16 protein-coding genes are annotated in these 17047 nt (G+C 70.7%); 8 read left to right on the plus strand and 8 right to left on the minus strand.

Translation table 11 applies throughout. The features are described from left to right. Nucleotides 1-58: 58 nt before the first annotated feature. The gene (locus NAG42_RS24060) at nt 59-964 is read right to left on the minus strand and encodes an NADP-dependent oxidoreductase (protein ID WP_250033241.1); all 906 of its coding nucleotides are present in this window, start codon (nt 962-964) and stop codon (nt 59-61) included. A 117-nt stretch (nt 965-1081) separates the two neighbouring features. Between NAG42_RS24060 and NAG42_RS24065 the strand changes: the two genes are divergently transcribed. From NAG42_RS24065 to NAG42_RS24075, 3 genes are all read left to right on the plus strand, one after another. After that, on the plus strand, nt 1082-1423 hold the full coding sequence (locus tag NAG42_RS24065; RefSeq protein WP_250033242.1) for a YciI family protein: 342 nt from the start codon (nt 1082-1084) through the stop codon (nt 1421-1423). Next, nucleotides 1420-2625, plus strand: coding sequence for an RNA polymerase sigma factor (locus tag NAG42_RS24070; RefSeq protein ID WP_250033243.1), 1206 nt, complete (start codon nt 1420-1422; stop codon nt 2623-2625). The genes NAG42_RS24065 and NAG42_RS24070 overlap by 4 nt, the downstream gene beginning before the upstream one ends. Nucleotides 2626-2704: 79 nt before the next feature. After that, on the plus strand, nt 2705-2962 hold the full coding sequence (locus NAG42_RS24075) for a hypothetical protein (RefSeq protein WP_250033244.1): 258 nt from the start codon (nt 2705-2707) through the stop codon (nt 2960-2962). 114 nt (nt 2963-3076) lie between these two features. On the opposite strand, the gene NAG42_RS24080 is transcribed toward NAG42_RS24075, so the two are convergent. From NAG42_RS24080 to NAG42_RS24090, 3 genes are read right to left on the minus strand one after another with little or no spacing between them, the layout of a single operon-like run. After that, entirely contained in the window at nt 3077-4003 is a 927-nt protein-coding gene (locus tag NAG42_RS24080; RefSeq protein ID WP_250033245.1) for a sugar kinase, read from the minus strand. Beyond that, nucleotides 4000-4647 (minus strand): bifunctional 4-hydroxy-2-oxoglutarate aldolase/2-dehydro-3-deoxy-phosphogluconate aldolase, encoded by a 648-nt coding sequence (locus NAG42_RS24085; protein ID WP_250033246.1) that lies wholly within the window; start codon nt 4645-4647, stop codon nt 4000-4002. Before NAG42_RS24085 ends, NAG42_RS24080 begins: the two co-directional genes overlap by 4 nt. Next, complete coding sequence (locus NAG42_RS24090) at nt 4644-5249, minus strand: hypothetical protein (RefSeq protein ID WP_250033247.1); 606 nt, start codon at nt 5247-5249, stop codon at nt 4644-4646. Before NAG42_RS24090 ends, NAG42_RS24085 begins: the two co-directional genes overlap by 4 nt. A 259-nt stretch (nt 5250-5508) precedes the next feature. Here NAG42_RS24090 and NAG42_RS24095 point away from each other — a divergent pair, with 259 nt between their 5' ends. Then, nucleotides 5509-9189 carry an NACHT domain-containing protein gene (locus NAG42_RS24095; RefSeq protein ID WP_250033248.1) on the plus strand — a complete coding sequence of 1227 codons (3681 nt, stop codon included), beginning with the start codon at nt 5509-5511 and terminating at the stop codon, nt 9187-9189. A 24-nt stretch (nt 9190-9213) separates the two neighbouring features. On the opposite strand, the gene NAG42_RS24100 is transcribed toward NAG42_RS24095, so the two are convergent. Further along, nucleotides 9214-10080: a S66 peptidase family protein gene (locus NAG42_RS24100; protein ID WP_250033249.1), complete on the minus strand. Its 867-nt coding sequence runs from the start codon at nt 10078-10080 to the stop codon at nt 9214-9216. Between the two features lie 87 nt (nt 10081-10167). Here NAG42_RS24100 and NAG42_RS24105 point away from each other — a divergent pair, with 87 nt between their 5' ends. Beyond that, the gene (locus NAG42_RS24105) at nt 10168-10908 is read left to right on the plus strand and encodes a dienelactone hydrolase family protein (protein ID WP_250033250.1); all 741 of its coding nucleotides are present in this window, start codon (nt 10168-10170) and stop codon (nt 10906-10908) included. On the opposite strand, the gene NAG42_RS24110 is transcribed toward NAG42_RS24105, so the two are convergent. Further along, nucleotides 10850-11494: a peptide chain release factor-like protein gene (locus tag NAG42_RS24110; protein ID WP_250033251.1), complete on the minus strand. Its 645-nt coding sequence runs from the start codon at nt 11492-11494 to the stop codon at nt 10850-10852. The genes NAG42_RS24105 and NAG42_RS24110 overlap by 59 nt on opposite strands. Further along, a complete protein-coding gene (locus NAG42_RS24115) occupies nt 11491-12552 on the minus strand; it encodes an RNA ligase RtcB family protein (RefSeq protein WP_250033252.1) in 1062 nt (353 codons plus the stop codon). Before NAG42_RS24115 ends, NAG42_RS24110 begins: the two co-directional genes overlap by 4 nt. Nucleotides 12553-12759: 207 nt before the next feature. Here NAG42_RS24115 and NAG42_RS24120 point away from each other — a divergent pair, with 207 nt between their 5' ends. The 3 genes from NAG42_RS24120 to NAG42_RS24130 are packed head-to-tail and all read left to right on the plus strand — an operon-like array spanning nt 12760 to nt 16506. Further along, the gene (locus NAG42_RS24120; RefSeq protein ID WP_250033253.1) at nt 12760-14826 is read left to right on the plus strand and encodes a M14 family zinc carboxypeptidase; all 2067 of its coding nucleotides are present in this window, start codon (nt 12760-12762) and stop codon (nt 14824-14826) included. A 17-nt stretch (nt 14827-14843) separates the two neighbouring features. Then, nucleotides 14844-15416 carry a nucleotidyltransferase family protein gene (locus tag NAG42_RS24125; protein ID WP_438872439.1) on the plus strand — a complete coding sequence of 191 codons (573 nt, stop codon included), beginning with the start codon at nt 14844-14846 and terminating at the stop codon, nt 15414-15416. Beyond that, complete coding sequence (locus tag NAG42_RS24130; protein WP_250033254.1) at nt 15409-16506, plus strand: XdhC family protein; 1098 nt, start codon at nt 15409-15411, stop codon at nt 16504-16506. Before NAG42_RS24125 ends, NAG42_RS24130 begins: the two co-directional genes overlap by 8 nt. 15 nt (nt 16507-16521) lie before the next feature. Here the strand turns inward: NAG42_RS24130 and NAG42_RS24135 are convergent, their stop codons facing one another. Beyond that, complete coding sequence (locus NAG42_RS24135; RefSeq protein ID WP_250033255.1) at nt 16522-16953, minus strand: DUF8108 domain-containing protein; 432 nt, start codon at nt 16951-16953, stop codon at nt 16522-16524. Nucleotides 16954-17047: the final 94 nt, after the last annotated feature.

Below are 17047 nucleotides of genomic sequence, written 5' to 3' on the forward strand. Positions count from 1 at the left end.
GACGCGCCCCGGGTTGAGGCGCCCCGAGTTGAGGCGCCCCGAGTTACGGCGCCCGGAGTCAACTGGCGATGAGCAGGACTACCTTGCCCTCGCTGTGCCGGGATTCGACGGCACGATGGGCCTCGACGACCTGATCGAGGGGGAAAAGCTGCACCGGCATGACGACCTCGCCCCGCGCGGCCAGCTCGACCACCTGGGCCAGGCGCTGGGGATCGCGGCCCGCCCGCACCACGTGGGCCCCGTGCTCGGCCGCGGCTTTGTCGTCGACGATCGTGCCGACGCGGTCGGGCGTGATGCCCAGCTCGATCGACTGGGCGATCGCCTCGCCGCCGGCCGCGTCGAGCGCGACGGTGGGCTTCAGGCCGAGGTCGTGCAGGTCGCGGATCAGCTGCGGACCGTACGCGACGGGGATCGCCCCCTGGCGGCGCAGGCGGTCGTGGTTGCGCGGGCTCGCGGTGCCGATCACCGTGGCCCCGGCCCGGCGGGCCAGTTGGGTGGCGATCGTTCCCACGCTGCCCGCGGCGGCGTGGACCAGCAGCACGTCGTCCGGGCCGGCGTTCAGCTCCAGCAGGGCGCCGCTCGCCGTCTGGGACGCGGCCACCAGGGCGGCCGCGGTGGGGAAGTCGAGGGCGGCCGGCTTGCGGACGACGGTCTCGGCGGCGACGCACAGCAGCTCGGCCGCGCCGTTCAGCATGGTCGAACCGAGGACCGGGTCGCCGACCACGAAGTCCCGCACACCTTCGCCGACGGCGTCGATCACTCCGGCGTACTCCTGACCGATGGTCTGCGGGAACGTGATCTTGGCCCAGGGCATCTGTCCCTGCCGGACAGCGACGTCGAACGGCTGGACACCGGCGGCCAGGACGCGTACCCGCACCTCGCCCGGGCCGGGTTGCGGATCGGGGATGTGGACCACGTGCAGCACCTCGGGCGGACCGAAACGGTCGAACACGGCAGCTCTCATGGCCGGAGTCTGCAAGCTGAACCGAGGTTGAGGTCAAGATTCTCGCCCGGATCGTCGATTTCGCGGCGGTGCTGTTCGTCGGTGGAATGACAGCTAGCCAACGGAAAGAGGACCGAGATGGCCAAGTACACCCTGCTGATCTATGGCGACGCGGCGCAGTGGGAGGCGTTGTCCGACGAGGAGCGCCGGGCCAAGGACGCCGCCCACGCCGAGTTCCGGGCCGCGGCCGGCGACCGCATCATCGGCGGGCAGGAGCTGGAGCCCGCTCCGAACGCCACGACGCTGCGCGGCTTCGTCACCTCGGACGGGCCGTTCCTGGAGACGAAGGAGGCGCTGGGCGGCTTCTACTCGCTCGAGGCGGCCGATCTCGACGAGGTGCTGGGCCTGGCCAAGCTGCTGCCCGAGGTGCACGACGGGCACAGCGCGGTGGAGATCCGGCCGGTCGTCGACCACCCATGACCGCCGGCATCGTCGCGGCGGTGGCCGAGGCTCACCGCCGCGACTGGGCCCAGGTGCTGGCCACGACCGCGCGGGTCACGCGGGATCTCGAGCTGGCCGAGGAGTGCACTCAGGACGCGTACGCCCAGGCCTTGGTCGTGTGGGCGCGCGACGGTGTGCCCGCCCGGCCGGGGGCGTGGCTGACCCGGGTGGCGCGGAACCGGGCGCTCGACGAGGTGCGGCGCGAAGCGGCCTTCCGTCGTCGCCTGCCCCTGCTGGTCACCTCACCGGACAGTCCGGGCGACGACCGCCTGCGGCTCATCTTCACGTGCTGCCATCCGGCGCTGTCCCGGGAGAGCCAGGTGGCGCTGACCGCCCGCCTGGTCTGCGGCCTGTCGACGTACGAGGTGGCGCGGGCCTTCCTGCTCTCCGAGCCGACCATGGCGGCCCGCCTGACCCGGGCCAAGAAGAAGATCGCCACCGCTCGCATTCCGTATCGCACGCCGGACCCGGACGAGATGGAGGAGCGTCTCGACCCGGTCCTCGAAGTGGTGCACCTGCTCTTCACCACCGGTCACACCGCCCCCACCGGCCCGGCGCTGATCCGCTCCGACCTCACCGCCGGCGCGATCCAGCTGGCCCGGACGCTGCACCTGCTCATGCCGCGGTCGGCCGCCGTGACGGCCCTGCTGGCGCTGTTGCTGGTGACCGACGCGCGCTCGGCCGCCCGGGTCACGCCGGCCGGTGCCCTGGTGTTGCTGCCCGACCAGGACCGCAGCCGGTGGGATCGGGCGCTGATCGCCGAGGGGACGGCTCTGCTGACCGACGCGTTGCGCCGCCGGCCGCCGACGCGGTTCGCCGTGGAGGCCGCGATCGCCGCGGTGCACGCCGAGGCGCCGTCGTGGGAGCAGACCGACTGGACCGAGATCGTCGGGCTCTACGGGGTCCTGCTGCGCCTGACCGGTGATTCGCCTGTCGTGGCGCTCAACCGGGCGGTGGCCATCGGCTTCCGCGACGGCCCGCAGGCGGGCCTGGACGCCCTGCTCCCGCTGGCGGCCGAGCCCGCCCTGGCGACGTACGCGTATCTCTCGGCCAGTCGGGCCGACTTCCTGCGCCGCCTGGGCCGCCGGACCGAAGCGGCCGCCGCCTACGACGAGGCCCTGACCCTCACCGGCAACGAGGTCGAGCACGCCTTCCTGACGGCGCGCCGAAACAGCCTGTAGCCACGCGCCGGGAAAGCGTCCAGCCCTACGCCTCACATCACATGGCGCTCGGCCGATAGTTGGGGTACAAATGATTTGCGTGGCAACGGAAGCTCGGGAGGGCGCGGAGATGACGAAGGACGCCGAGGGACGCGGCCGGTTCCGGCAGTGGATTCACGAGACGTTCGACGACATGTGGTTCCGGTCGATGATCGGCCCGGCCCAGACCAAGAACGCCGTGCAGGGCTGCGACGAGGGCGCCCGCGAGCAGTGGAAGCGCGACCTCGAGAACCGCAAGCGATACACCCGTGAGCAGCGCGAACGCAAGCGCCTGGCCCGCGAGGGCAACCGCAGCTGATCGCCGCACCAGCGCCGGGCTGCACCAGCGCCGGGCTGCACGGAAGCCAGCCGCACCAAAGCCGCGCTGCACAAAAGCCGCGCTGCGCAAAAGCCGCCCGCGGACGGCCGTTGATCAGCGCCGCACGTCGTCGCCGGCCAGGGCGGCCAGCTCGGCCCGGGACGGGGCACCCTCGCAGTCGCCCGGCACGGTGACCGCGAACGCGCCGGCCGCGATGGCCGTGGTCAGGCGATCGACCGCGGTGGCGCCGGCCAGGCGGTCGGCCAGATAGCCCGCCACGAAGGCGTCGCCGGCCCCCACCGGGTCGACCACCGTCACTCCCAGGGCGGGCACGGTGTGCCGCTCGCCGTCGATCAGGGCCACGCAGCCGCGGCCACCGTCCTTGACGATCACCTCGGCCGGGCCCAGCTCGGCCAGCGCCGCGGGCACGTCGTCGCCGGTGACGAACAGGGTCGCCTCCTCGGGGGAGGCGAAGACGATGTCGGAGCGCGACACCAGGTCCCGCAGCACGGGGGCGGCGTCGTAGCTGCTCCACAGCTTGGCCCGGTAGTTCACGTCGACCGACACGGGCACCCCGGCCGCCCGGGCCGTCTCGATGGACTGGAAGACCGCCGCCCGGGCCGTCTCGCTCAGGGCGGGCGTGATGCCGGTGACGTGCAGGATCGAGGCCGCGGTGATCTCCGAGGCGCTGATGTCGGCCGGGGACAGGTGTGAGCCCGCGCTGCCCGCCCGGTGATAGTCGACCTGGGCGAACTCGCCCGAGCGGCGGTGCCGCACCATCAGACCGGTGAACGACTCGTCGGTGATCGCCACGGTGCGGACCCCGGCCGCGGCGATCCGGGCGGCGATCAGGCTGCCGGTGGCGTCGGGGCCGACCCGCCCCAGCCAGGTGGCTTCGCCGCCGAGCCGGGCGACACCGATGGCCACGTTGCTCTCGGCGCCGCCGATGCCGAAGGAGAAGCTTTTCGCGTACGCCAGAGGGCCGATGCCGTCCGCCGCGACCAGCCCCATCGTCTCACCGAAGGTGAGCAGGCCCGTCATGAGCGGGCGAAGGCGACCGCACTCACCGCGTGCCGGGCGCGGGCGGCCAGGGCGGTGAGGCTGCCCCCGACGACGGAGTCACCGACGAGCGGGCCGCCCAGACCGACCGACCGGGCGCCGGCGAACAGCCAGTCGGCGATGTCCTCGATCTTGATGCCGCCGGTCGGCATGACGTTGATCTGGGGGAGCGGGCCGCGCACGTTGCGCAGGAAGTCGGGGCCGAGACCGGCCGCCGGGAACACCTTGACCAGCGGGGCGCCGGCCCGGTGAGCCGCGTACATCTCGGTCGGGGTCGACGTGCCGGGATAGAACGGCACGGTGGTGAGCCCCATCAGATCGACGTCGAGCACCGGGGACACCAGGAACTCGGCGCCGGCGTCGACCGCGGCCTTGGCGTCGTCGGCGGTCAGCACCGTGCCGGCACCGACCGCCACCGACGACGGCAGCTGACGGCGCAGTCCGGCCAGCGCCTCGAGAGCGCCGCGGGAGGTGAGCGTCACCTCGAGCGCGGTGACACCGTTGGTCGCCAGCACATCGGCGACCGCGGCGAAATAGTCGGCCGTGGGGGCTCGCAGGATCGCGACGATCCCACTTTCGACCACGGCGGCGGACACGGCGTCGAGGGGAACGCTGTCATCGGTCACGCCTTCAGATCCTGCCCCACTTCGGCTCGGCCATCCAGGGGTGCGGTGCGTGCGGGACGTCTCAACCGGGACCAGGGCCGGCCGCGCTGGTCGGCGTCGGCCACCGTGGGCTGGGCCGGCGGCATCGTGTCGATCCGGAGCTCCTCGCGGATCGCCGCCTCGAACTGCTGCATGACCAGCGGTACCTGCGCGATCAGCTCGCGGAAGTGGATCTGTGGCTCCACCCCGGCCACCGCGGCCGGGTTCATCTCGCCGTGCAGTTTCTGCAGCAGGACGTGGACCGCGAGGGCGGCGCTGCGCACCGAGCCCGAGGCGAGCAGCCGCACCTGCATCAGGGCCGGGCCGACCTCGTCCATGTATGTCAGCACCGGCACCGGCTTCTCCCCGGCGTCGTACGCGGCACGCAGGCGATAGGTGTCCCGCTCGAAGACCGAGAGCAGGGTCACGTACGCCTCCTTGCGCTCCTCGTACCACCTCCGGGTGCGCCGCCGGCGGCTGCGCAGATAGTCGTTGCGAGCGGACGTGAGCTGCACCGCAGCGGCTCCGGCCAGGGCGAACAGGGCAGCGATGAGGGGTAGCCCCCACCACGGGATGTCAGACACGGGCTAACGGTAGCGACGCCCCGCCCGCCGGTCCCGCCCCGCCCGCCGATCGTGACCGCCCGGCGACCAAAGCTCACCTATCCGGCCATCCGGGACAGCGCAGCGTCGATACCCCGTGACCCTTCGTCATGCGCCCGAGATGCCCATTCGTATACTTTTGCGCGGTGTATTCCCCATTCGGCCTTCGGTCCGATTCCCGCCGCGCTGGGGGCGTGATAGAAGGCAGAGACCAGTGTCACGAAGTGCGGGAGGCGTCGCCTTGGCCGGAGCGGAACTGTCCACAGCGTTCAAACTGCTGGGCGCGGTGGCCAAGCCGGCCGCCGAGAAGCTGAAACGCCAGGAAGGGGTCGTCGCCGTCCTGCACCGGCTCGGGATGGCGCCCGACGTCCCGCCGCCCGACTTCGCGGGCGTCTACACCTACACCGTGGTCGAGTACTGCTACGGCAAACCGGAGCCGGTCCTGCGGCTGTTCCAGAACGAGTACGTGCGCTCGGCGTTCGAGAAGTCCTTCGCCACCGGTGACCCGGCGCACCTCGACCGCGAGATCACCGAAATCCTGCAGTGGAACGACGAAACCGGCGCCCTCGGCCGGATCGATTACAACCTGGCCCGCGAGGTGACGGGGTTCTCCGTCGTTTTCAACCGGCTGGTGGACCGCACCCGCACGGCCGCCGAAACCCGCGTGGAACGCGACGTTCAGGACGTCCGGGGCGGCGTGAAGGACATCCAGGAGTCGCTGTCCTCCTTGGTCAGACGACTCGACCGGATGAACACCCGCGAGGAGATCCTCCGCCAGGAGTGGCGTGACCGGACCCCGGTGAGCCGTCTGGCCGACGAGCTGCGGGAGTGGTTCGCGGCCGTGGAGTACAAGATTCTTCAGGAGGTGCGGAGCAGCGCGACGGATTTCGTCTGGCTCGTCCGGGTGCCGGGATCGCGGCGGGGCTTCGACACCGTCGTGGTGCTCGGGAAGAGTGGTGAGCTCAGTGCTCCGGACGTGACCGAGGCGGCCGATCTGGTCACGACGCACCGGGCGGCCGAGGGCTGGGTCATCGTCCCGCAGCGCATCAGCAAGGCCGCCCGGGCTGCCGACCAGGAATTCGAGCAGGTCATCTGTTACACGATGGACGAGCTGATCGATGAGCGGGCCGACTTCGAGCCTTACCTTTCGTGGCTGGAGAACGAGATCCGCAGCCGTGACATCGAACATCGGTTCGTGCCGCTGTCGTGCGTGAAGGAGGAGCCGGACCGGCGGACCGGCCGGATCGCCGCATCGAGCCACTACTCGTGGCGGGAGGGCGGTCTGGATGAGCACGTGCGTTCGTGGGTCGACGACAACGCCAAAGAGCACTTGTCGATCCTCGGTGAGTTCGGCATGGGAAAGAGCTGGTTCAGCCTCCACTTCGCCTGGACCATGGCGCAGGAGTGGCGTGCGGCCAAAGCCGCCGGTCGGAAAAGGCCCCGGCTGCCGCTGGTGGTCCCGCTGCGCGACTACGCCAAGGCGGTAAGCATCGAGTCGCTGTTCTCGGAGTTCTTCTTCCGCAAGCACTCGATCCTGCCGGACGGGTACCGCGTCTTCGAGACGCTCAACCGGATGGGCCGGCTCCTTCTCATCTTCGACGGCTTCGACGAGATGGCGGCACGCGTCGACCGCCAGTCAAGGATCAACAACTTCTGGGAACTGGCCCGGGCCGTCGTGCCCGGTTCGAAGGTTCTGCTCACTTGCCGTACCGAGCACTTCCCGGAGGCGCAAGAGGGACGAGATGTGCTGAGTGCACAACTGATCGCCTCGACCAGCGCCCTCACGGGTGAGCCGCCTCAGTTCGAGGTGGTAGAGCTGCAGCCGTTCGACGACGAGCAGATCGCCCGGATGCTCGAACGGATCACCACCGACCGGACCCGGGAGACGATCCTGCAGCATCAGGATCTTGTCGATCTGATGCGCCGCCCCGTCATGGGGGAATTCGTCCTGTCGGCCCTCCCGGCCATCGAGCGCGGCGCCAAGGTCGATCTCGCGCGCGTCTATCTGTACGCGGTGCAGCACAAGATCAACGCCGACATCAAGGCCGAGCGGACCTTCACATCGCTGGCCGACAAGGTCTACTTCCTGTGTGAGCTGTCCTGGTTCATGCTCACCGAGTCGATGCTCAGGATCAACTACCGTGCGATACCCGATCACATCCGGGCCTGTTTCGGGCGTGCCGTGCGGGAACAACGGGACCTCGACCACTGGCATTACGACATGCTCGGCCAGACGATGCTGGTCCGGGATGAGGCCGGCGACTACACGCCGGCTCACAAGTCGTTGCTGGAATTCTTCGCCGCCTACAAGATCGCTGCTGAGCTGGGCATCATGAACGCTGATTTCATGGCTCTCATCGGGGCGACGAGCGCCGAGAGCGCGCCGTCGTTCTGCTGGTCCGAACTACCCGGGGTGCCCAGTGGTGGCAGAGCGACCGCGATCGGGTGGAAAGCGGAAGATCATGAGCGGCAGGCCAAGACGTTGGGTGCCATACCCCTGGAGTCAGCCGTTTTCGACCTTCTGCGGCCCATGTTGATCGAGGACGTCGTCGAGTCACTGGTCGAGCTGGTTCAGGCTACGTCGGTGATCGGTCCGTCGGCGTCGGGATACACCGGTGCGCACATCGTCGAACTGCTCATGCGGTTGGACGCGACGGCGCTGCGCGGACGCCAACTCGACGGCGTGATCCTGCGAGAGTCGTACTTCGACCGGATCGATACCGTCCTGGATCTGACCGGCTGCTCCCTGCGTTCCGCCGACCTCTCGGAGACCGACATGGAAGACGTCGATCTGACCGGCGCGGATCTCACCGGAGCGGACTTGACAAACGCGAGATACGTGGGGTTCGACCGGAACGCGATTCACCTGGTCCGGACAAAAGGTGATCTGCCGATCCTGTGCGTGAGCCGTAACGGCCGGGTCTACCGGTGGGATCTCTCCGGCGATCCCTCCCCCGTGTTCACCGCACCGGCTGAGGCGGAAAGCGCCTGTACGTTTTCTGACGGAACGACGGTGACATTCTGGCGGGACCGGAGCGAGACCGGCGCGATGACTGGGGACATGCATCGCTCCTCCGCGGAAAAGGACGCCGGCACAGTCGTTCGAGGCTCATTGATAGACGTCTGGGAGGTTGATGGGAAACGCTACCTGCTGGAACGGCGGGGAGTCGATAGTTCAGGTTCACTTGTCCTCCTCGATTTCGAGTCGGGCGATGATGTGGCGGAGACTCCGTTTCCGTTCTCGAACGCGGTTTTCGATGTCAACTGCGACGGTCGCCTATTTGTCCTGATCTTCGAGGATGGGGTTTTCGACTACACGAGCCGGCTTATCGACGCTGAAGTGGTCGAATTGGTGCTCGAGTCGCCCCATCGGCTGCGTTCTGTCAAGCGTCGCGACATCAAGATGGCGGCCAGTGACCGCGACCTCTTCGCGCTGTACGGCCGCAGCGGCTTCGCCTACTTGCTGGCGGCCGAGGATGGCGGTACACGAATTGTCTTGATGGATGTCGATACGAATTCGTCAATGACGGTGGATCTGCCGGAGGCGATCGTCGACTATCGAAGTCTTTTTCTTCGCTATGGGCATGCGATGGCGCGACGATTCGTACTCAACCGCGACGGTAGTGTCGGTGCGTTCGCGGTTGGCGGGGGACTTGTGGTGGTCCGCCTAGATGATCCGCGGCGGCGGGTGTTGTCGATCTCCGAGGATCAAAATGTGAGTTGCGCCCTCCTGACCGAGCAGGACGTCCTGGTGTTCGCCGACACGTACGGCGGCTTGAGCGCCTATGACATCGACTCCGGCGAGGAGATTGCCGCCGTCAATCTGAACAACAAGGTTCGCGGCGCGACGTTCCTCGACGTTACCGGTGTCGAGCCTGCGGTCCGCGCGCATCTGGCTCGCGCTGGCGCGATCGTGGACTGAAAGACGCAGAACGAGGTCGAGCCGTCAGGACACGGCCGGGTCGATGGTCAGGGTGCCGGCGGTGGCGTCGAGGGTGGCCGGGGTGCCCAGCGGGATGGCGGCCTGACCGATCGGGAGGCCGGCCAGGATCGGCACGCCGAGGGGGGTCAGGTGGTCCCGCAGGACGTCGAGGACGGGGCCGGGACCGCACTCCACGTAGCGGCCCACCGCCACCGCCCGGACGCCCTTGAGGCGACCGGTCCGGGTCAGCATGGTCAGCTGGCGGTCGATCTGGGCCGCGGTCAGGCGCTCGGCCTCCAGCAGGAGGATGGCGTTGTAGAGGCTGGGCAGGATCCAGCCGGCGGCGGTGGCCAGTTGTTCCTGGTCGCCGCCGAGCAGCACCCCCGACGCCCGGCCGGTGGTGGTCAGTTCGGCCGTGTGGGAGTCGGGCTCGCCGCGTACCACGATCGGGTCGGCGCCGAAGGCCGCGGCCAGCAGCGACCGGTCGGCCACGCCGTAGATCCCGGCCAGGCCGGCCCGCTCCCAGAACGCCAGATGCAGGATCGTGCAGTCGCGGAAGCCGACCAGCAGCGTCGGCAGGTGGGCGGCCGTGGTGAAGTCGAGCCGGTCGGCGATCCGGTGGGCCCGGTCGCCGCCGCCCACCGCGATCACCGCCTTGATCGACAGGTCGCGCAGGGCCTCGTCGATGTCGCCGACCCGGCCGGCGTCGTCGTCCGCGTCCAGCGTGTGGGCGCCCACCGAGACCTTCAGGCCTAGGCCCTCGAGCCGGTGGACCGTGCGCTCGACGTCGGCCCGTTGCGGCGGGCCGGCCGGCGACACCAGTCGCACCTGATCGCCGGCCCGCAGCCGGGGCGGCCGGACGACATCGACGTACTCGTATGCGCTCTGCACGTCCGCATTATCGCGTCGCGACCCGCCACTCCGCCCCCGGGCGAACGTCCGACCCCGATCCGGGCCCGGCCAGTAGGGTGCGTCGGCATGAAGGTGCATGAAGAGGACGTACGGATTCCCGGGGCCGGCCATGAGATCCGGGCCAAGGTGCTGATCCCGGACGGTGGCGGCAACCGGCCCGCGGTGCTGCTCTATTCCGACATCTTCCAGCTGACCGAGTCGACGCTGCGCACCTGCCGCCGGCTGGCCGCGGCCGGTCTGGTCGTGTGCGTGCCCGAGATCTATCCGCGGGGCGAGCTGGCCGGGGTGGCGCTGGAGTTCGACGACGCGGGCAAGCAGGCCGGGCTGGCCGGTGCGGCCTCGATGACGACGGCCGAGTTCGACGAGGACCGGGCGTCCGCGCTCGATTACCTGGCCGGTCGCGACGACGTCACGACCCTGCACGCGGCGGGGTTCTGCCTCGGCGGGCACCTGGCGTTCCGGGCCGCCTTCGACGAGCGGGTCGCCTCGACCGTCTGCTTCTATCCGACCGGCCTGCACAACGGCTCGCTCGGCGCCGACACCGCCGACTCGCTGAGCCGGGCCGCCGACGTCGGGGGTGACCTGATGATCATCTTTGGCTCGCGGGACCCGCACGTGCCCGCCGGCGCCCGCGTCCAGATCCTGTCCGCGCTCTACGAGGCGGGCAAGGAGGATCTCGAACTGCATGTGTACGCCGGCGGGGAGCACGCGTTCATGCGGGACGTCGGCCCGCGTTACGATCCGGCGCTCACCGACCTCGGGCTCGCAGAGGCGATTTCTTTCTTCGGCGGGCGCTCGCTTCGGTAGCCGGCCGCTCGACCCGGGCCGGATTCCCGCGTACGAGCCGGTCGTGCACCCGCCACCGGTCGGTGACCGCGGCCCGCTCGGCGGCGGTGTCGCCCGCCTCCAGGCGCTCGCGCAGCCGGCGCAGGGCGATCCGCCGGTTGAGCCCGAACTCCCGCTCGGTGTCGACCACGACGACGAGCCCCGACGGCCGGTGGGTGGCCCGAGCCGCCGTACTGGCCTTGTCCCGGTGCTGCCCGCCGTGCCCGCCGGTGCGGATCGCGACCACGTCGACGTCCCCCGCCGAGAAGACGGTGCGCGGCACCTCGAGGCTGATCGGCTGCCCGACGACGTACCAGTTCTTGCGGCCGATGCCCGTACGGAAAGGACTGGAGGCCTGCCAGCACAGGGTGCCCGTCCAGGACCGGGCGAAATCGCCGGCGCCGGAGCCCTCGATCGCGACCAGGGCCGACCGGGTCGTGCCCTCGGCGACGCTGGTGCGCAGCCCGTGAGCCGCGGCCTCGGCCTCGAGCCGGCGCAGCAGCTCGACGAGCGCCCACTCGCACTCCTGTGGCCCGCGCCCGGCCGAGAGCATCAGATGCACCGTCATCGGTGGCTCCTCGTCTTGTACGTGACCAGCGGAATCGTGACGGCGACGGGCGTGGCCAGCTCGTGCGCCACCAGGTCACCGATCACCTGCTCGATCCGTTTGTAGGCGGTCGGCGCCTCCTCGAACAGCAACTGCCGGTCACCGCAGACGACCAGCGACCCCACCGGCGTACGCCGGAGCCCGGCCACCGTGTGCTTGACCTTGCCGCGGCGCAACGCGTCCGAGCGCGACATCTTGCGCCCGGCCCCGTGCGCCACCGAGAAGTTCGCCTCGGCCCCGGCGTGCCCGGCGACCAGGTAGGACGGCGTGCCGCGGGTGCCCGCGACCAGCACGTCGCGCCCGTCGCCGCGGGCCGCGCCCTTGCGGTGCAGGAAGAGGCCGTCGCGGACCTCGGCCAGGTTGTGGCACTCGTCGGCGATCGGCTCGGTGGCCTCGGCTCCGAGCGCGTGCGCGACCCGGGCGGCCATCAGCCGCCGGTTGAGCGACCCCCACCGTACGGCGTCGTCGTGGGCCCTCAGGTAAGCACCGGGATCGGCGGCCGGCCCCGCGCCGTGCACCTCGGTGTGCGCCCGCAGGATGCTCTCGCCGAGCCCCCGCGATCCGCTGTGGACGATCAGGACGAGGTCGCCCTTGGCGACCCGGCCCGCCTGGAGAACGCTGTCGACCCGGGCCAGCTCGACGAAGTGGTTGCCCCGCCCCACGGTGGCGAGGCTGTCGGTGTGCCCGGCCGGGATGTCGTCCGGCCACAGGTCGTCGTCCGGCGTGAGCGGCCGGTCGAGGTCGGGGAGGCGGGCGGCGATCCGCTCGGCGTCCGGCCGCTTGAGCCGGATCGGGAAGACCGCGATGCCGCACCCGATGTCCGAGCCGACGAGGAACGGATAGAGCACCGAGGACAACATGGCGGCGCCGATGGGCGCCCCCTTGCCCGGGTGCAGATCAGGCATGCCGGCGACATGGATCATCCCGTCGAGCGCGGCGACCTGGTCGCACTGGGCGAGGGCGTTCGATTCGATCCAGCTGCCGGGAGACGCGAAGACACGGACAGACGGCTGAGACAAGGAGACTCCGAAAAGGGAATGACGAACGGACGGCGGCGCGGCACGGCGCGCGGCCGGAGGAAGGGCTGAGGGCAGTCCGTCAGTACGTCATGCCCCGACTCTGCCAGCGGCGGGGCCACGCGGACAACCGATTTCCCAGGCGATTGACAGGCGACTATGTAAGGGGTGAGGTGGGGAGCGACAGCCTTCAATGAAGCAGGGGGTTCGATGTCGCTTCGTCCTCGATGGGTGGCCGCGCTGGCCGCTCTCGTTCTCATCACGGCGCCGGTGTCGGTGCCGGCCCAGGCGGCGCCGGCTGCGGCGCCGTCGGTCACTCTCGGCGCCGGGGAGTCGGCGCTCATCCGTTTCCGTCTTCCCGGCGAGGACATGCTGCGCCGGCTGGTCGCCGGAGGAGCCGACCTCGCGGCCCGGCCGCGGACCCAGGACGGCGCGGTGCTGGTCGACATGGTGGTCGACGACCAGCAGCTCGCCACGCTGACCGGGCAGGGCGCCGTCCCGGTGCAGGTCATCCAGCGCGAGTCCGACCGGGCCCGCGTCTCCGCCCGGTCCGGACTGGCCGTTCAGGCCGACACGTTGCACTTCCTGCAGGCCTACTGGTGGACCACCGGCGGCCGGACCTTCCTGCAGACCCAGGTGGCCACGACGGCCAGTGACGACCCCGACCTGGAGATCACGGTCACCTGGCGGACCGCGGACGGGGCGACCGGATCGTTCCCGCTGGTGCGGTTCGAGGACGCGGGCGAATACCAGTACCACTACACGTTGCCCCGCCCGCTGCCCGCCAAGCCGGTGCAGGTGACGGCCACGTCGAGCCTCGGTGGCACCGCCCGCGCGGTGACCCCGGCGGCCTGGCCCGGCGCGACCCCGCCGGCCGCGCCCAGTGGATATCAGAAGGACTTCGTCGACGCGTACATGACGCCGGTCGACGTCCGGGCGCGGATCAAGCGGCTGGGACGGCAGTACCCGGCGCTGGTGGATGTCATCAACCTGCCCCGAAAGACCCAGGGCTACCGGCGTACGGCCGTGGCCTACCTGGGCGACCCGGCCGCGGTGGCCGTGGTGGTCGAGTCGGTCAAGTTCGGCGATCAGAACATGAACGGCGTCCAGGTGCGGACCGTGGACCCGGGGGTGGCCAACCGCCCGCTGGCTGCCACCTATCGGGACCGCGTTCTCACCGTACGGCTGGCGACCGACGCCGGCGGCAAGGTGATCAGCACGACCGACGACGTGGCCGCCTTCATCACGGCCCGCTACCCGCAGCAGTTCCGCGCCTTCGTCGAGGACGGCTCGGCCGGGGTGCCCATGCCGGTGACCGGGCCGGCGCGGCTCGACGACGGGCTCGAGGGCGCCGAGGTGCCCAAGGGGCCGTGGACCGTGCAGGCGCTGCGCATCGGCAAGGTGCGGGACGGGTCCAAGCCGGGTGTGCTCGCGTATTCGCAGGAGCACGCGCGCGAATGGGCGACCCCGCTGGTCACGCTGGAGTTCGCGGAGCGGCTGCTGGCCAACTACGCCACCGATCCGGCCACCCGCGAGCTGGTCGACTCGGTGGACGTCTTCGTCATCCCGACGGTCAACCCGGACGGCGCCAACTACTCCTTCAACGACTTCAACTTCCAGCGCAAGAATCTGGTCAACCACTGCACCGGGGCGGCCCGCGATCCGCGTAACCGCGACTCGTGGGGGGTCGACGTCAACCGCAACTACACCGTCGGGTCCTACTTCGACGGTTACGTCGGTGGCAGCGGCAACTGCCTGTCCGGCACCTACGCCGGCACCGCCGAGCTCTCCGAGAACGAGAGCGGCAACGTGATCGCGCTGGCCCAGGCCCACCCGAACATCGGGCTCGCCATGAACGTGCACAGCTACGGCGGGTACTTCATGTGGCCGCCCGGTGCGTACAAGGCCGACGGCCGGGTCACCCTGCCGCGGCCGTCGATCGACGAGTCGAAGTTCTTCCTGGACAGTGCGCGCCGGATCGTCGGGGCGATCGCGTCCGAGCGGGGCACGGTGACCTGGCCGTCGTACACCGGGCCGGTGGCCGACGTGCTCTATTCGGCGGCCGGCAACTCGGCCGACCAGCTCTACTACGAGCTGGGCATCGACGCGTGGGACTTCGAGGTCGGCAACGACCGGTGGAACGAGGCGACCCAGCAGTGGGAGGGCGTCGGGTTCCAGCCGCCGTTCGACGAGGCCCACGCCGAATCGCAGGAGTACGCGGGCGGGCTCGTCGAGCTGGTCCGGGTGGCGCGCGACAAGGAGGCGGGCGAACAGTGAGCGACTACGCTTGATCCGTGATCGGGACCACAGCCGGGTTGCTGCTCGCCGCGGGCGCGGGGAGCCGGTACGGCATGCCCAAGGCGCTGATCCCCTACCCGTCGCGACTGCTCGTCGAGCGGGGGGTCGACACCCTGGGTGAGGCTGGTCTGTCACCGATCGTCGTGGTGCTGGGGGCGGAGGCCGAGCGGGTGCTGGCCGCCGCCCCCGGTCTGCCCGCGACGGTGATCAACGACGAGTGGCAGTCGGGCCTGGGGTCGTCGCTCCGGGCCGGTCTGCGCGCCCTGGCCGGGACGCCGGCCGAGGCGGCCGTGGTGCTGCTGGTCGACATGCCCGGGGTCACCGCCGAGGCCGTACGCCGGGTGACCGCCCACGCGACGGCCGGGGCGCTGGTGATGGGCGGCTACGGCGAGCGCCGCGGCCATCCGGTGGTCCTGGGCCGGTCGCACTGGCCGGGCGTGATCGCGGGTGCGACCGGCGATTCCGGGGCACGGTCCTATCTCCGGACCCGTTCCGTCCACGTGGTGCCCGTCGGTGACGTGGCCGACGACCTCGACCTCGACGTCCCGGAGCTGAATCCCCATGCGTGATGTGCTCGAGAGCCTGCTGGCGTGGTGGGAGGCCGGCGAACCGGTCGGGCTGGCCACGGTCACGGCGACCTGGTCGAGCGCGCCCCGCCAGCCGGGCGCGGCCATGGTGGTCGGCCCGGGCGGTGAGGTGGCCGGCAGCGTCTCCGGTGGGTGTGTCGAGGGAGCCGTCTACGAGTTGTGCCGCGAGGTGGTCGAGACCGGCACGGCCCGGACGGCCCGGTTCGGGGTGAGCGACGACGACGCGTTCGAGGTCGGGCTGACCTGTGGCGGCACGATCGAGCTGCTGATCGAGCGGGTCGACCGGGAGTCGTTCCCGCAGCTGCCCGAGCTGGCCCGGGCGATCGCCGCCGGCCGGCCGGTCGCGTTGCTGACCCGGGTCGGCGACGCCCGGCATCTGGTGATCACCCCCGACGGCCGGGACGGCACGCTCGGCGGCGACCGGGTCGACGACGCGGCCACCGACGACGGGCGCGGCCTGCTCGCCGCGGGCCGCACCGGCGTGCTGCACTACGGCCCGTCCGGCGAGCGCCGCGGCGAGGGTCTCGCGGTGCTGGTGGCGTCGTTCGCGCCGCCGGCCCGGATGCTGGTCTTCGGCGCCACCGACCACGCCGCGGCCACGGCCCGGATCGGGTCGTTCCTCGGCTATCACGTGACCGTCTGCGATGCCCGCCCGGTCTTCGCCACCGCGCGCCGCTTCCCGTCGGCCGACGAGGTCGTGGTCGACTGGCCGCACCGCTATCTGACCGCCGAGTTCGAAGCCGGCCGGATCGACGAGCGCACCGTCCTGTGTGTACTCACTCACGACCCGAAGTTCGACGTCCCGGTGCTCGAGGCGGCCCTGCGCCTGCCGGTGGCCTACATCGGCGCGATGGGCTCCCGCCGCACCCACGACGACCGCAACAAGCGCCTGCAGGAGGCCGGGGTGACCGACGCCGAGCTCGGCCGGCTGGCCTCCCCGGTCGGCCTCGACCTGGGCGCCCGCACCCCCGAGGAGACCGCGGTCAGCATCGCCGCCGAGATCGTCGCCCTGCGCTGGGGCGGCACGGGCGCCCGCCTGACCGCCACCGCGGGCCGCATCCACCCGGCGTGACCGGCCGTCGGGCCCTCAGAGACCCCGCTTGCGGTTCCAGTCGATGACATACCAGGCGTACAGGATGTTGCCGAGGCCGGCGGTGAGGAAGAACAGCACGACGTGCAGGCCGAAGGACTGGCGCTTGCGCAATCCGTAGCCCCCGGCGAAAGCGGCCGCGGTCGTGTTGTTCTGGATCACGACCTGGGGCACCGGCTGGGGTGCGTAGTGCGGCGGCGGATAGGCCTGCTGCGGGTAAGGCTGCTGGGGGTACGCCTGCTGCGGGTACGCCTGCTGCTGATATCCCTGTGGCGGGTACTGCTGGCCGTAGGGAGCCGGCGGGTTCCCGTACTGCTGCCCGTTGTATCCGGGCGCCGGCGGGTAGCCGGGCTGGATGGGCGGGTATTCGCCACGCGGCGGATAGCCACCGTAGGAAGGCTGGTCGTCGGACGGAACCGGGTGGGACACGGCGGCACTCCAGGAGATCTTTGAAACCTGAAGCAGCAGGTTAGTTGATCTCCAACGCCGCCCATGGTCGTCCTGACGGCTGGTTCGGCCAGTC

It is taken from the genome of Paractinoplanes maris (assembly GCF_023544465.1).
Classification (GTDB): Bacteria; Actinomycetota; Actinomycetes; order Mycobacteriales; family Micromonosporaceae; genus Actinoplanes; species Actinoplanes maris.